Source organism: Aliiroseovarius sediminis, from assembly GCF_022678485.1.
Lineage (GTDB): Bacteria > Pseudomonadota > Alphaproteobacteria > Rhodobacterales > Rhodobacteraceae > Aliiroseovarius > Aliiroseovarius sediminis.
This window is the reverse complement of sequence record NZ_JALBYP010000035.1, coordinates 309327-323237: the sequence shown is the minus strand read 5'-3', so window position 1 is coordinate 323237 and position 13911 is coordinate 309327. Positions and strand designations below refer to the sequence as shown.

General features: G+C 58.0%; 16 protein-coding genes. 5 read left to right on the top strand and 11 right to left on the bottom strand.

Going from position 1 to position 13911, the window contains the following annotated elements; all coding sequences use genetic code 11:
- Positions 1–2: 2 nt before the first annotated feature.
- The 3 genes from MN186_RS13040 to dapD all read right to left on the bottom strand — a co-directional run bounded on the left by MN186_RS13040 (position 3) and on the right by dapD (position 2093).
- Positions 3–638: an HAD hydrolase-like protein gene (locus tag MN186_RS13040; protein ID WP_242114799.1), complete on the bottom strand. Its 636-nt coding sequence runs from the start codon at positions 636–638 to the stop codon at positions 3–5.
- Positions 639–980, bottom strand: a complete 342-nt coding sequence (locus tag MN186_RS13035) for a hypothetical protein (protein ID WP_242114798.1) — start codon at positions 978–980, stop codon at positions 639–641.
- 285 nt (positions 981–1265) lie between these two features.
- Positions 1266–2093, bottom strand: coding sequence for a 2,3,4,5-tetrahydropyridine-2,6-dicarboxylate N-succinyltransferase (gene dapD, locus MN186_RS13030; RefSeq protein ID WP_242114797.1), 828 nt, complete (start codon positions 2091–2093; stop codon positions 1266–1268).
- 152 nt (positions 2094–2245) lie between these two features.
- Between dapD and MN186_RS13025 the strand changes: the two genes are divergently transcribed.
- Positions 2246–3088: an LOG family protein gene (locus tag MN186_RS13025; RefSeq protein ID WP_242114796.1), complete on the top strand. Its 843-nt coding sequence runs from the start codon at positions 2246–2248 to the stop codon at positions 3086–3088.
- Between the two features lie 51 nt (positions 3089–3139).
- On the opposite strand, the gene MN186_RS13020 is transcribed toward MN186_RS13025, so the two are convergent.
- The 3 genes from MN186_RS13020 to MN186_RS13010 form a co-directional block, all read right to left on the bottom strand.
- Positions 3140–3682, bottom strand: a complete 543-nt coding sequence (locus tag MN186_RS13020; RefSeq protein WP_242114795.1) for a putative antibiotic biosynthesis monooxygenase — start codon at positions 3680–3682, stop codon at positions 3140–3142.
- Between the two features lie 85 nt (positions 3683–3767).
- The gene (rlmN, locus tag MN186_RS13015; RefSeq protein WP_242114794.1) at positions 3768–4952 is read right to left on the bottom strand and encodes a dual-specificity RNA methyltransferase RlmN; all 1185 of its coding nucleotides are present in this window, start codon (positions 4950–4952) and stop codon (positions 3768–3770) included.
- A gap of 107 nt (positions 4953–5059) precedes the next feature.
- Positions 5060–5587: an invasion associated locus B family protein gene (locus MN186_RS13010; protein WP_242114793.1), complete on the bottom strand. Its 528-nt coding sequence runs from the start codon at positions 5585–5587 to the stop codon at positions 5060–5062.
- 182 nt (positions 5588–5769) lie between these two features.
- On the opposite strand from MN186_RS13010, the gene MN186_RS13005 reads away from it, so the two are divergent.
- Positions 5770–6771, top strand: a complete 1002-nt coding sequence (locus MN186_RS13005) for an asparaginase (RefSeq protein WP_242114792.1) — start codon at positions 5770–5772, stop codon at positions 6769–6771.
- Between the two features lie 63 nt (positions 6772–6834).
- Here MN186_RS13005 and MN186_RS13000 read toward each other — a convergent pair whose 3' ends face one another.
- From MN186_RS13000 to MN186_RS12990, 3 genes are read right to left on the bottom strand one after another with little or no spacing between them, the layout of a single operon-like run.
- Positions 6835–7593, bottom strand: a complete 759-nt coding sequence (locus tag MN186_RS13000) for a TSUP family transporter (RefSeq protein WP_242114791.1) — start codon at positions 7591–7593, stop codon at positions 6835–6837.
- The gene (gene serB / locus MN186_RS12995; protein ID WP_242114790.1) at positions 7586–8464 is read right to left on the bottom strand and encodes a phosphoserine phosphatase SerB; all 879 of its coding nucleotides are present in this window, start codon (positions 8462–8464) and stop codon (positions 7586–7588) included. The genes MN186_RS13000 and serB overlap by 8 nt, the downstream gene beginning before the upstream one ends.
- A gap of 12 nt (positions 8465–8476) precedes the next feature.
- Positions 8477–9118: a Stf0 family sulfotransferase gene (locus MN186_RS12990; RefSeq protein ID WP_242114789.1), complete on the bottom strand. Its 642-nt coding sequence runs from the start codon at positions 9116–9118 to the stop codon at positions 8477–8479.
- A gap of 463 nt (positions 9119–9581) precedes the next feature.
- On the opposite strand from MN186_RS12990, the gene MN186_RS12985 reads away from it, so the two are divergent.
- The 3 genes from MN186_RS12985 to MN186_RS12975 all read left to right on the top strand — a co-directional run bounded on the left by MN186_RS12985 (position 9582) and on the right by MN186_RS12975 (position 13221).
- Positions 9582–10727 (top strand): phosphoserine transaminase, encoded by a 1146-nt coding sequence (locus tag MN186_RS12985; protein ID WP_242114788.1) that lies wholly within the window; start codon positions 9582–9584, stop codon positions 10725–10727.
- Between the two features lie 64 nt (positions 10728–10791).
- Positions 10792–12384, top strand: coding sequence for a phosphoglycerate dehydrogenase (gene serA / locus MN186_RS12980; protein WP_242114787.1), 1593 nt, complete (start codon positions 10792–10794; stop codon positions 12382–12384).
- Between the two features lie 93 nt (positions 12385–12477).
- Positions 12478–13221, top strand: coding sequence for a metallophosphoesterase (locus MN186_RS12975; RefSeq protein WP_242114786.1), 744 nt, complete (start codon positions 12478–12480; stop codon positions 13219–13221).
- 10 nt (positions 13222–13231) lie between these two features.
- On the opposite strand, the gene MN186_RS12970 is transcribed toward MN186_RS12975, so the two are convergent.
- A complete protein-coding gene (locus MN186_RS12970) occupies positions 13232–13507 on the bottom strand; it encodes a DUF1467 family protein (protein ID WP_242114785.1) in 276 nt (91 codons plus the stop codon).
- Positions 13507–13911: a methylmalonyl-CoA epimerase gene (gene mce / locus MN186_RS12965; RefSeq protein ID WP_242114784.1), complete on the bottom strand. Its 405-nt coding sequence runs from the start codon at positions 13909–13911 to the stop codon at positions 13507–13509. The genes MN186_RS12970 and mce overlap by 1 nt, the downstream gene beginning before the upstream one ends.

Sequence of the window (13911 nt, the reverse complement as noted above, 5' to 3'; positions counted from 1 at the left end):
TTTCAGCTCAGAAAACGCCCGACAACGCCCGGCAGTTCGTCGGGCGTTGTCACATGGGCATTGGCATCTGACAGATCATCATTGCGCCCATAGCCCCAGCCAACCGCAATGAACCGCATCCCCACCGCGCGCGCGGCGTCCAGATCATAATGCCGATCCCCGATCATCACGGAGTTTGCAGGGTCATCGCCCGTCACATCCAACGCATGGGCCAGAAGCGTGCCCTTGTCGTTATTGGTGCCGTCCAGTTCAGGACCGAATTCGTGGGTCATGTGCTTGGCCAGCCCAAAATGGGCCGTGATCTGACGGGCATAGATGTGGGGCTTGGCAGTGGCAATATGCATCGCATGTGTTGCGCCAATGCGCGTCAACGCGTCGGGGATACCGTCGAACACGGTGCAATCATACATGCCGCCACCTTCAGTATAGAAATGCCGGTAATGTTCCAATGCGGCCTTGGGATCGGGTACACCAAGTTTCGCAAAGCTCCACAACAGCGCCGGGCCAATCACCCATTCAAGAGCGTCGGGCGCAGGCGCAGGAAGACCCATTCGTTCAAGTGTCTTGATCACGCTTCCGGTGATGCCGGGCTTGGGATCGGTCAAGGTGCCGTCCAAATCCCAGAAGACTGCACCCATCTAGGTATCCTCGTCAAAGAAAGGCGTCATCTGTGCGACAATCACGCTGTTTTCCTTCAGCGCGCGCCCCATAAGGGTGCGTTCGTCACCGGGGATATCGTGACCTTCGGCCAGCCGTTCATCCAAACTGCCGTATCCGTCCACGTCCAGCGGGGCCAGATCGGCCTGTTTCAGGATCGCGACGGTCTCGCGCACCGCTTCGGCCTCGTCCACGCCGGATGCATAACATACCAGTGCAGCCCCAGTGGCCCCGTTTGGCAACCCGTCGCCATCTTTGCGCCCGACCTGCACTAGCAAGGTATAAACCTGATGCGGCTTTTTCGGTTTCTTGTCGTTGCTCATCCGCAAGGGCTTAGGCCGCATCCGCGCCGGGATCAAGCCTTGCCGGTTCAGGCAGAATACGTGCAGACGGTCGGATGTGACGCGGTGCGGCTCTGTGCGGTCTCGGCGGCGAAACCGATGGCGATCAGGCTGCTAAGCAGAACTATGCGTATCATGTGATCCTCCCAGTTATTGAAGGTGATACGCGGCAGGCCCGGTTTTACGTCACTTTTTCATCGGACAAATGCAAAAAAGGCGCGCCGTACCTTGGCGCGCCTGTTGTTTTTCCCAGCCGTCTGTCGGGTATCAGTCGCGCAACAGTTCGTTGATTCCGGTCTTCGAGCGGGTCTTGGCATCCACCCGCTTCACGATCACAGCGCAATAAAGGTTGATCCCGTTCTTCGACGGCATCGACCCTGCGACGACAACCGAATAGGGCGGTACTTCGCCATACATGACCTTGCCGGTTTCACGATCGACGATCTTGGTCGACTGGCCGATGAAGACGCCCATACCCAGCACAGACCCTTCGCGCACGATGCAGCCCTCGACGACTTCCGAGCGGGCACCGATGAAGCAGTTATCCTCGATGATGGTGGGGCCGGCCTGCATCGGTTCCAGCACACCACCAATACCCACCCCGCCCGACAGGTGGACGTTCTTCCCGATCTGGGCGCAGGACCCAACGGTGGCCCATGTATCAACCATCGTGCCTTCGTCCACATAGGCGCCAAGGTTCACGAAGCTCGGCATCAGGACGACGCCCGGGGCGATGAAAGCCGACTTGCGCACGACGCAGTTTGGCACGGCCCGGAACCCGGCCGCTTTCCATTGATTGTCACCCCAACCCTTGAATTTCGAATCGACCTTGTCCCACCAGCCGCCACCTTGCGGGCCGCCATCTTGCTGTTCCATATCCTTCAGGCGAAAGCCTAACAAAACCGCCTTCTTGGCCCACTGGTTCACATGCCAGTCGCCGTTTTCCTGACGTTGGGCCACACGCAGCCCGCCGCCGTCCAATGCGTTCAACGTATCTTCGATCGCCTCGCGGGTCTCGCCGGTGGTCGCGGGGGTGATCGTATCGCGCGCCTCCCAGGCGGCTTCGATGGCGGCTTCGAGTTGGGCGTTCGACATGGCAAGGCACTCCTTCAACGGGGTTGGGCGATGATCTGTTGAAAAGGTCTTTAAGCTGCATCCCGTTTTTGTGCAATGAAACGCTGCTCTGGTTCTTCGCGGTCAAAGACGATAGCTCTGGCACAAACGCCATTACAACAGGATCACTGCGTATGAACGACGAACGCTCTCACCCTTTTCGCCGCAGCCATCAGGACCGTGAAGCCGCGCACCAGATACCCGACACCCCGCAAACGCGATCGTCGGCTTATCGTCTGGCCTATGACGATCAGGAGTTTCTGTGCCGCGACGAACTGCGCCCCGTTCGGTGGCAGTTGGAGCTGATGAAGCCCGAGCTGTTGATGCAGGAATATGGAGTGGAAAGCACCGTGGTTCTGTTTGGCGGCGCGCGTATTCCCGAACCTGCGAAGAAAGACACGGCGCGGACTGAAACGCTGGCCGACCTGTCGCGCTTTTACGACGAAGCGCGCGAATTCGCGCGGCTGATGACACTGCGATCCAACGCCAATGGGCACCGTGAAAATGTGATCGTCACCGGCGGTGGGCCGGGTGTGATGGAAGCGGGCAACCGCGGCGCGTCGGATGCAGGCGGTGTGTCGGTGGGTCTGAATATTGTATTACCGCACGAACAGGCGCCAAACGAATACGTGACCCCGGACTTGTGTTTCAACTTCCACTATTTCGCGACTCGCAAGATGCATTTCCTGATGCGCGCCGAGGTGATCGCGATCTTCCCGGGCGGCTTTGGAACAATGGACGAGATGTTCGAAAGCCTTACCCTGATCCAGACCGGGCGCATGAAACGTGTGCCGTTCCTGCTGTTCGGCCGCGATTTCTGGACCCGCATCGTAAATTGGGAGGCATTAGCCGACGCAGGCACGATCAGCCCACAAGACCTGGACCTGTTCCGTTTCGTCGAAACCGCGCAAGAGGCGGTCGAAGTGATCGACAGTTGGGGCAAGCCAAGCAAGCGGTCGGATATTCCGGGGCGTTAAATCAGCACACTACAGAGGTCTATTATGTGGGGCGCGCCTTGTCGGCGCCCCTCAAGAAAATCGAACTTTGAGGCGTGTGAGCATCGTACTTGACCACGGTAGAAAAATATAGCTGATCAGCATCACATTGATCGAAATAAGTAAGACAGTGCGCCCGAAGGGGGGAAACGTCGCAGGCAGCAGAAAATCGGCTAGATAACCCAAGACAGCCCCGTTGAGGACGATCCAGAAAATCAGGATTACCACGATCTCGAACTTGCTTGTCTTTGGCGCGGGGCCAAGCAGGGGGGCAAGCTCGTCAAACTGAATGTGGTTCGTTGTTTCGTGCGGATAGGCGTCCAGAATCTCCAAATGTTTCTTACGCTCGTCCGATGCTTCCCACCGCTTAAGGTTCTTGTCGGAATCGAAGGCAAAGACATTAACCAGCTCGCAGTACCCCTGATCATGTGAAAGGTGATTTTGATCGCCCAGATATCCGGGCTGCTTGGCCGCGACTTTCTGCAAGTCTCTGAGTGATTGCATGATGTCGTTCTCAAGTTCTTGTCGGAACCGTCGAATGATGATCGACACGATGGGACGCGGTTTGTTTGGCATGTCAAAGCACCCTTTTGCCGCCGTGTTTAAAGCGAGCGTCCGTTTGAATGGCCGAAGAATGACAGGTTTTCATCGCTGGAGACGGTCAACCTTCCAAGCCTGCCTCGGCCTCGATCTGGCGTTTTGATTTCCGCGCACGTTCAGTTTCGGACTTCAACTGCCCGCAGGCGGCCATGATATCCTCGCCGCGCGGGGTGCGGATGGGGCTGGCATAACCGGCTTTGTAGATGATGTCGGCAAAGGCGCGAATACGGTTGTTTGAACTGCGCGTATAAGGCGATCCGGGCCATTCGTTGAAGGGGATCAGGTTGACCTTCGCGGGAATGCCTTTCAGGTGTTCAACCAAGCGGCGGGCGTCGTCGTCCGTGTCGTTCACGCCGTTCAGCATGACATATTCAAACGTGATACGTTCCGAGTTCGACAGGCGCGGGTATTCGCGCAGCGCGTTCAGCAATGTCTCGATATTCCAGCGTTTGTTGATCGGCACCAGTTTGTCGCGCACCTCGTCCGTGGTCGCGTGGAAGCTAACCGCCAGAAGACATCCAATTTCCTCGGCAGTGCGGGCGATTTCGGGCACGACGCCCGATGTGGACAGGGTAATACGGCGGCGCGACAACTGGATACCTTCGGCGTCCATCGCGATGTTCATGGCGTCGCGCACGTTTTCAAAGTTGTAAAGCGGCTCGCCCATGCCCATCAGGACGATGTTCGACAGAAGGCGGGTTTCATCCTTGGGGGCGCCGGGTTCGGGCCATTCGTCCAAATCGTCGCGCGCGACCATGATCTGCCCGACAATCTCGGCCGAGGTCAGATTACGCACCAGTTTTTGCGTGCCCGTGTGGCAGAATGAACAGGTCAGCGTGCATCCGACCTGAGAGCTGATGCACAGCGTTCCCCGACCTTCTTCGGGGATATAGACGACCTCGACCTCGTGCCCGCCGGCGATGCGGACAAGGTATTTGCGGGTTCCGTCCTCAGACACTTTTCGGGTCACGACCTCGGGGATCTCGATCACGAAGTGTTCGGCCAGCAACGCGCGATAGGCTTTGGCAAGGTTCGTCATGACATCGAAGTCACGCACGCCCCATTGGTAAATCCATTGCCAGACTTGCCCGGTGCGCATCTTCGCCTGTTTTTCAGGTGTGCCCACAGAAATCAACGCATCACGCAATTGGTCACGCGTCAGGCCCACGAGGTTGCGTTTGCCACCTTCGTCGGTCTTGCGGGGGATGGTCATAACATCCTGAGTGATCGGGGTTGTGGGGTCCATGGCGCGTTCCAATCTATGCAAGGCGACAGCTTATAGTCCAGCAAACAGGACTTGTCACGCCATGGATCGCGCCATGGCGTGTCAGATTGTCGTGATCCGTGGATGGATCAGTTGCTGCAGCGTTTGCCAGCTTCGTCGACGGCCGCAGTAAAGCCCAGAAGGCTGAACGTGTCTTGCGTTTTTGTGCCGCGTGCACTTTGTGCAGTTGCAATCGCGCTGGCGCCGCGCTTCATGGCTGCGATGATCTTGGCGTCATCGTCCTTTGACGCCGACCACGCCCATTCACCATCAGTGAACAGTTGGAAGATGGTTTCACCGATCTTCAGTTCCACAGTGGACCCGTCGGCGAAGGGATAGCCGCCGGTAAACGACACTTCGCCCTTCACATCTCCGCTTGGGCGGTAGCTGACAAACAGCAGGATATCGCCCCGTTTCACCGCGACCGACCGGCCGTTCTTGGTGTTTACCGTTTCTTTCGGGCTCGAAACGCTCCAACATTCTTTGGGGCTGTCTTCTACAAACACGCTCCAATCCGTGTTTGCAGCGACCCGGTTCGAGCTTTCCTGAGCGAAAACGCCCGTTGCCGTTAGCGACAGGCCCAGTGCGCAAATTGCGCCTGAAATCATTCGTTTCATGTCTAACACAGCCTCCAGCTGCCTCTGCCTCAAGCCCTTGCGTGTCCCAACCGTCTGCCGCGGCCCTTGACTGTTGCGCTTGGGTCGTTTCCAAGTCTGTTTCCGAAGTTTAGCGCGAAAAGCGCGTGTATTAAAAGCCCCTGCGGCGGATTTTCGCGCGTTTGTTGGGAAAGGAGCAACCGATGGGCCAATCAGAACGTCTTGTTGAGGTTTGGAGGGGCGATATCCTTGAAAGCCAGCATTGTGGCCATGCGGTTGTCTGCAACGCCAAGGGCGAAATCGTTGAAGGGTGGGGTGATCCCGATCAGGTGATCTTGCCGCGGTCATCAGCCAAGATGTTGCAGGCGTTGCCGTTGGTGGAAAGTGGGGCTGCGGATGCGGCGGGGCTGTCGAGCGAACAACTGGCGCTGTCTTGTGCCAGCCACCAAGGCGCTGCGATCCATACCGAACGCGTGACCCGCTGGCTGGCGGATATGAATCTTGGCAACGATGATCTGCTATGTGGACCGCAGATGCCGGCGGACAGCGACGCAAAGAACGGGTTGATAAAGACCGATCAAAGCCCGTGTCGTATACACAATAATTGTTCTGGTAAGCACGCCGGGTTCCTGACACTTAGCCGCCATTTGGGTGCAGGCGCGAATTATGTTGATCTGGATCATCCGGTTCAGAAGGCGATCAAGGCCGCGTTTGAGGAGATAACGCGGGAAAACAGTCCCGGTTACGGCGTTGACGGCTGTTCGGCGCCAAATTTCGCCTCGACGCTGGCCGGTATGGGGCGGGCCATGGGAACGTTTGCGGGGGCAAAATCAGAAGGTAGCAGACGTCAGACCGCCATCGTCCGCTTGCGCGAGGCAATGATGCTGCACCCTGAACTGGTGGCAGGCGAGACGCGCGCCTGTACCGAGTTGATGCGGGCTGCACCCGGCAAAATCGCCGTGAAAACCGGGGCCGAGGCGTTTTTCGTCGCAATCTTGCCTGAACAGGAGCTTGGCGTTGCGCTGAAGGTCACGGATGGGGCAACACGAGCGTCGGAATGTGCGATTGCGACGATCCTGGTGCGGCTTGGTGTGTTGGATGCAGGAGATCCGATGGTAAAAAAGCGGATGAACCCTGTTGTGAAAAACTTTGCCGGGTTGGACACGGGCGAAATTCGGCCGAGTGAGGTTTTGTTGAAGGGGTAAGGGGCTTTGCCCCTCTGCGCTGCGCGCATTCACCCCAGGATATTTGGGGCCAGAAGAAACCGGTCAGAGTAGGTCTGTGATCAATTTCAGGGCCATTGCGGTCGAGGCAAAGACCAGAAGCGGCTTGATGAGTTTTGCGCCGATTCGCGAGGCGAGGTTCGAGCCAAGATAGGCACCTGCGAGCTGGGCCGCGCCCATGGCCAGGCCGATGACCCAGAGGGGCGACAAGACGATCAGAAAGCCCAGTAGTGCTCCGACATTTGATGCGAAGTTCAGAAGTTTTGTGTGGGCGGTTGCTTTCAGGATACCGTGGCCCGCCATGGCGACATAGGCGAGCATAAAGAACGCGCCTGTACCGGGGCCCAATAACCCGTCATAGAAACCGATCAGCGGGACAAAGGTCAGTGCGAATACGGCAGGGGGCAGCCGTTGCTGGCGATCTGTGTCGTCAAGCCCTGGTTTGAGTGCGAAAAAAAGTGCTATGGCGACCAAGAGGACGGGCAGGACCCAGCGGATCAGATCGGTCGGCAGCGCATTGACAGACAGGGCACCGAAGAGGGCCGCAGCGAAGGACAGGACGGCGGGTTTCAATTGCCTGAGAAGGTTTACATGTCCTGCGCGGGCATAGTTGATCGCTGCCATCCCCGCACCGAACAGCCCTTGCACCTTGTTGGTGGCCAGCGCCGTTACGGGGGGCACACCCGCCAGTAAAAGTGCGGGGACGGTGATCAGCCCGCCGCCGCCTGCGATGCTGTCGACGAAGCCTGCGATAAATGCGGCGGCCAGCAGAAACAGGATGATTTCGGTTGATGGTTCAAACACCGGCGAACTCGGTTTTCGCATAGCCCTGAATGTACAGAAGCGCGGTCAGATCCCCGTGATTGATGCGAATGTCACATTGCGCAGCAACCGAAGGTTTGGCGTGCAGCGCGACGCCTGCTCCGGCTAGTTTCAGCATTCCAAGGTCGTTGGCGCCGTCGCCGACCGCCATCACGTCATCATAGGTCAGGCCCAGCCGTGCTGTGATGTCTTTCAGAGCGCCGACTTTCGCCTCGCGTCCCAGAATGGGCAGGCCGACCTTGCCGGTCAGCTTGCCGCCGTCAACCAGCAGTGTATTTGCGCGATTTTCGTCGAAGCCAAGGGTAGCTGCGACATGGGCCGTGAACGCAGTGAAACCGCCCGACACCAGCGCGGCATATGCCCCGTTCGCCTTCATGGTAGCCAACAGGGCCTGCCCGCCGGGCATCAGGGTGATGCGTGTGTCCAGCACTTTTGCGATCACCGTTTCGGGCAGGTCTGTCAGCAACTCCACCCGTTCGCCCAGTGCGCCTTCAAAGTCCAGTTCGCCATTCATTGCGCGGGCAGTAATATCTTTCACACGTTCGCCCACTCCGGCCAGATCCGCCAGTTCATCGATGCATTCCTGCTGGATCATGGTCGAATCCATATCCGCCAAAAGCATCTTCTTGCGCCGACCCCGGTCTGGTTGGATGACCAAATCAACGCCTACCGTTTGAAGATCGGCCCAGACATTCCAGCGATTGTCGGGCATCCGGGGCAAGGTGAACTCGGCGGCTTCGTCCGGGGCCAGCCACTGCGCCGCGCCGCCGCCCCACGCGTTGCGCAGGTTTTCAACCAGTGCGGGGTCGAGATGTGGGCTGCTGGGTGCCGTTAGAAGGGTTGTGGTGAACATAATCTGGATCCGTTACAAATACTTCTCTTTTTGCTTTTCGATCATCGCAAGAAGCGGCGCGCGCCGTTTTCCGACTTTGGAGATAAGTGTCGGATGCTCCGCGCGGAACCGTTCCGCAAATTCTCGGCCTTTGGTGCCGGGAAGTTTGGTGTGAAGTTCTGCGATTTGACCACCGGGTACGGGCAGGCCTATTCTTGACGCCAGAAGCCCCGTCGTGCGTTCCGGACCAAGTTTGTTCGTCATCTCGTATGAAAAACGAAACGTATCTAAATCAGCACGTTTGATCAGGGCTTCGGTGCGCGCCTCCATCCACATAACCCGTTTGATTATTGATGCTATTTGGGAGGCGTCGTACACAAACGCCTGTTCGGCATGTTCCAGCGTTGCTTGATCGGCTGTGGGTGCGTGGGGCACCTGTGTTTGAACCAGCCGCGACCCGGACACTGCTTGCGCGATGATGTCTTCGCGCATCAGCCAAGCCGTGTGATCCGGTTTTACGATCGACAAAAACCTATCCCCCGTCCGAAAGGCAATGGCGAGCTGTTTATAGGTATTCTCGAACCCGAAATGCCCGCCTCGTTGCCGATGGCGCTGAATAAGATCGACATATTCTTTCAGCGAGCGTGCTGAGTGCCGTTGCGCGATCTGGTCCATGAAATACTCGTTGAAGAACTCGCCGGGATGGTTTGACAGTTTGGCGTCTCCGATCAATCGCGTGACTCGGGTGCTGCCGCTGCGGGGTGTGAAGAAGATCGTATAAAGATTATCGGGCGTGGGCATGGCCATGATGCGGTCTACCAGATCTTGGTCGAACGCGTCGTGTCGAAAGTAGCTGCGCCTGCGCCTTAACAAGTCCAGAAAAAGGCGGGCCTTGGCTATTGGCATGTGGAGCTTCCTATTTGGCCATCGCACAATGATTTCTTTCGGCCCTAAGCTGCAAAGCCGCCATCATCATATTTTTCTGTCGAAAGTTTCCGATCGTAAACTGCTGGCGCCATATACCGGCGCTAGGCGCGGCTATAGCGACATTTTTGATCTTGTGCCAGACGCATTTGCCACTTACTTCGGTCCGTGGGACACCCCTCCCCAACGAGGGGCTTATATCTGGAAGGGTATCATGACTGATATTTCTCAACCGGTCACGCGGCCGGAAAATCCGCGTTTTTCTTCTGGCCCCTGCGCCAAACCCCCCACATGGACATTGGATGTATTGTCGGACGCTGCTCTTGGCCGTTCGCATCGCGCGGCCATTGGCAAAGACAAGCTGAAAGCCGCGATTGAAGGCACCCGCGAGGTGCTTGGCATTCCGGCGGATTACAAGATCGGCATCGTTCCCGCGTCAGACACCGGCGCGGTCGAAATGGCGATGTGGTCGCTTTTGGGCGCGCGCGGGGTCGAGGTTCTGGCTTGGGAAAGCTTCGGTGCGGGCTGGGTGACGGATGTGACCAAGCAGTTGAAGCTGGATGCCGTGACCAAGACCGCCGATTACGGCGAACTGCCCGACTTGGCGTCGGTCGATTTCACCAATGACGTTGTCTTTACTTGGAACGGCACCACGTCCGGCGTGCGCGTGCCGAATGGTGACTGGATTCCAGCGAACCGCGAGGGACTGACCATTTGCGATGCGACCTCGGCGGCGTTTGCGATGGATCTGCCGTGGGATAAGCTGGATGTGACCACGTTCAGCTGGCAGAAAGTACTGGGCGGCGAGGCGGCACATGGCATCTTGATCCTGTCGCCGCGCGCAGTTGAGCGGTTGGAAAGTTACACCCCTGCCTGGCCCCTGCCGAAAATTTTCCGCCTGACCAAGGGTGGCAAGCTGATCGACGGCATCTTTACCGGCGCAACCATTAACACGCCCTCCATGCTGGCGGTCGAGGATTATCTGTTCGCGCTGGATTGGGCACGTTCGGTTGGTGGATTGGAAGGCCTGATCCATCGTGCCGATGCCAACACCAAAGCCATCGCTGATTTCGTCGAGATGCGCGATTGGATCGACTTTCTGGCCCATGACCCGGCGACGCTGTCGAACACGTCCGTGTGTCTGAAGTTCACTGATGACCGCATCAAGGACGGCGCGGCCTTTGCCAAAGCTGTCGCTAAGCGGTTGGAGGCTGAAGGCGTGGCGCTGGATATTGGCGCGTATCGCGATGCACCCGCAGGCTTGCGCATCTGGTGTGGCGGCACGGTCGAAACGTCGGATATTGAAGCCCTGATGCCGTGGCTCGACTGGGCTTTCAACGTCGAGATTTCGGCGCAATAAATTTCCGCCCTGCGCCATCTGCGCGGGGCTTCCCCAATTCATCTTTGTGAAAAGGACCAGACACATGGCCCCCAAAGTACTCGTATCCGACAAACTGTCCGAAACCGCTGTCCAGATATTCCGTGATCGCGGGATTAACGTCGACTTCGAACCCGCGCTGGGCAAGGACAAGGACGCTTTGCTTGCCAAGATCGGTGACTATGACGGTCTTGCGATCCGCTCGGCGACGAAAGTGACGGACAAACTCCTTGAAGCGGCGCAGAACCTGAAAGTGGTCGGTCGTGCCGGGATCGGCACCGACAATGTTGATAAAACAGCCGCGTCCAAGAAAGGCGTGATCGTGATGAACACGCCGTTCGGCAACATGATCACCACCGCCGAACACGCGATTGCGATGATGTTCGCGGTCGCGCGTCAGATCCCCGAAGCTTCCGTCTCGACCCACGCGGGTAAATGGGAGAAGTCAAAATTCATGGGGGTCGAACTGACCAACAAGACGCTGGGTGTAATCGGCGCGGGCAACATCGGCGGCATCGTATGCGACCGCGCGTTGGGCTTGAAGATGAAGGTCATCGCCTATGACCCCTTCCTGAGCGAAGATAAGGCGAACAGCATGGGCGTTGAAAAGGTCGAGTTGGATGACCTTCTGAAACGCGCCGACTTCATTACTCTCCATGTCCCGCTGATCGAGCAGACACGCAACATCCTGAGCCGTGAAAACCTCGCGAAAACCAAGAAGGGCGTTCGCATCATCAACTGTGCCCGTGGCGGTTTGGTGGACGAAGAAGCCTTGGCGGACTTGCTGAAATCGGGTCACGTGGCTGGGGCGGCGTTTGACGTGTTTGCCGAAGAACCGGCGACCGAGAACCCGCTGTTCGGTCTGCCCAACGTGGTTTGCACCCCGCATTTGGGCGCTGCGACGACCGAGGCGCAGGAAAACGTGGCATTGCAGGTGGCCGAGCAGATGTCGGATTACCTGCTGACGGGCGCTGTGCAAAACGCGCTGAACATGCCATCGGTCACAGCCGAAGAAGCCAAGGTGATGGGACCGTGGATCAAGCTGGCCGAGCATTTGGGTGCGTTCGTCGGGCAGATGACGGACGAGCCGATCACGGCTGTGAACATTCTTTACGATGGTGTCGCGTCGGAAATGAACCTGAAGGCCCTGGACTGTGCCGTTTTGGCGGGCCTGATGAAACCGGTTCTTCCTGATGTGAACATGGTATCCGCGCCCGTCGTGGCGGCGGATCGGGGAATTAAAACCTCGACCACCACGCAGGCTAAGGGCGGAGCGTTCGACGGCTATATCAAACTGACGGTTGTGACGGAAAGCCGCGAACGATCTGTTGCGGGAACGGTGTTTTCTGACGGAAAGCCGCGTTTCATCCAGATCAAAGGCATCAATATCGACGCCGAGATTGGTCGTCATATGCTTTACACCACCAATAACGACGAGCCGGGCATCATTGGCGCATTGGGCAATACGATGGGCAAGCATGGCGTGAACATCGCGAACTTTACGCTGGGTCGCAAAGATACTGGCGGCGATGCCATCGCACTTCTTTACGTCGATGACCGGACGCCCGATACGGTGTTGAACGCGCTGTGTGATACCGGGATGTTCAACGCCGTAAAGCCGCTTGAATTCAACATCTGATCGCGATGAAGATCATACGAAAGCCCCGGTCCTATGCCGGGGCTTTCCTTTTTTGTCTGTCCGTCTAACTTGGCGACGAAGAGGGGAATTTTCATGCGAGCATACGCGATTGGAGATATTCACGGGCAGCTTGACCGACTGCGCGCCGCGCACGGGCTGATCGCGCAGGACCGTGCGCGCACCGGCGATGCGTCGGCGCCCGTTGTCCATGTTGGCGATCTAGTGGATCGCGGCCCCGACAGCCGCGGCGTGATTGACCATCTTCTTGATGGCCGCGCGCGGGGCGAAAACTGGGTGACGCTGAAGGGCAATCACGACCGCATGATGGCGATGTTCTTGCGCGACCCGTCAATGGTGGACCCCCATCTACTGGTCGGCCACAACTGGCTGCACCCACGCATTGGCGGGGTCCGTACAATGGAAAGCTACGGGGTCGAGGTGCCCGAAGACATCCGTATGTATCAGTTGCACCCAACTGCCCGTGCCGCTGTGCCAGCCGCCCATCACGCGTTTCTTGAACACCTGCCTGCCATGCACCGGTTGGGCGATTTGTGTTTTGTCCACGCTGGCATCCGCCCCGGTGTGCCGCTGGACGCGCAGTCCGAGGATGACCTGTGCTGGATTCGCAAGCCGTTTCATGTATCGACAGCGGACCACGGCGCGCTAATCGTTCATGGTCATACACCGGTGGATAAGGTGACGCATTACGGCAACCGACTGAATATCGACACCGGTGCGGGGCATGGAAAAGCATTGTCTGCCGTGGTGATCGAGGGGCGTGAGGCTTGGTTGCTGACCAGTGAAGGGCGGGTCGCGGTACATCAGGCGCACGGCTGAGGGGTTGACGCTATTTCAGCGCGTCCAGTCGGTTGAACCAGTCTATATCCTCGATCGTGACCCAGCCGGACACGATGACGCCTGCAACAACCGCCCAGATGGCGGTGCCGATGATCGTGACGATGACCAATGTGCGTTTCAGCCGAAAATTTGTCGGTGCGCCTGCATGGGTGCCGGGCACCACCTTGCCTTCGTCCCCTTGGGTGCGTCGGCCGATTGGCAGCACCACGAACATGGTCACGAACCAGATCACCACATAAAGAACGATGGCGGCGGTGATGTTCATCAGACTTGCTCCAGTTCGACCAGCGTGCCGTTGAAGTCCTTGGGATGCAGAAACAGAACAGGTTTGCCGTGTGCGCCGATCTTGGGCTCTCCGGTCCCCAGAACGCGCGCGCCTGCGTCTTGAAGCTTGTCGCGGGCGGCGATGATGTCGTCGACCTCGTAACAGATATGATGAATGCCGCCGGCTGGGTTTTTTTCAAGAAACCCGGCGATGGGCGAGCTTTCACCAAGCGGATGCAGCAGTTCGATCTTGGTGTTGGGCAAGGTGATGAAGACGACCGTGACGCCGTGATCGGGTTCGTCTTGGGGTGCGCCGACCTCGGCCCCCAATGTGTCGCGATATTGCACGACGGCGGCGTCCAGATCCGGCACGGCTATCGCTACGTGATTCAGGCGTCCGATCAT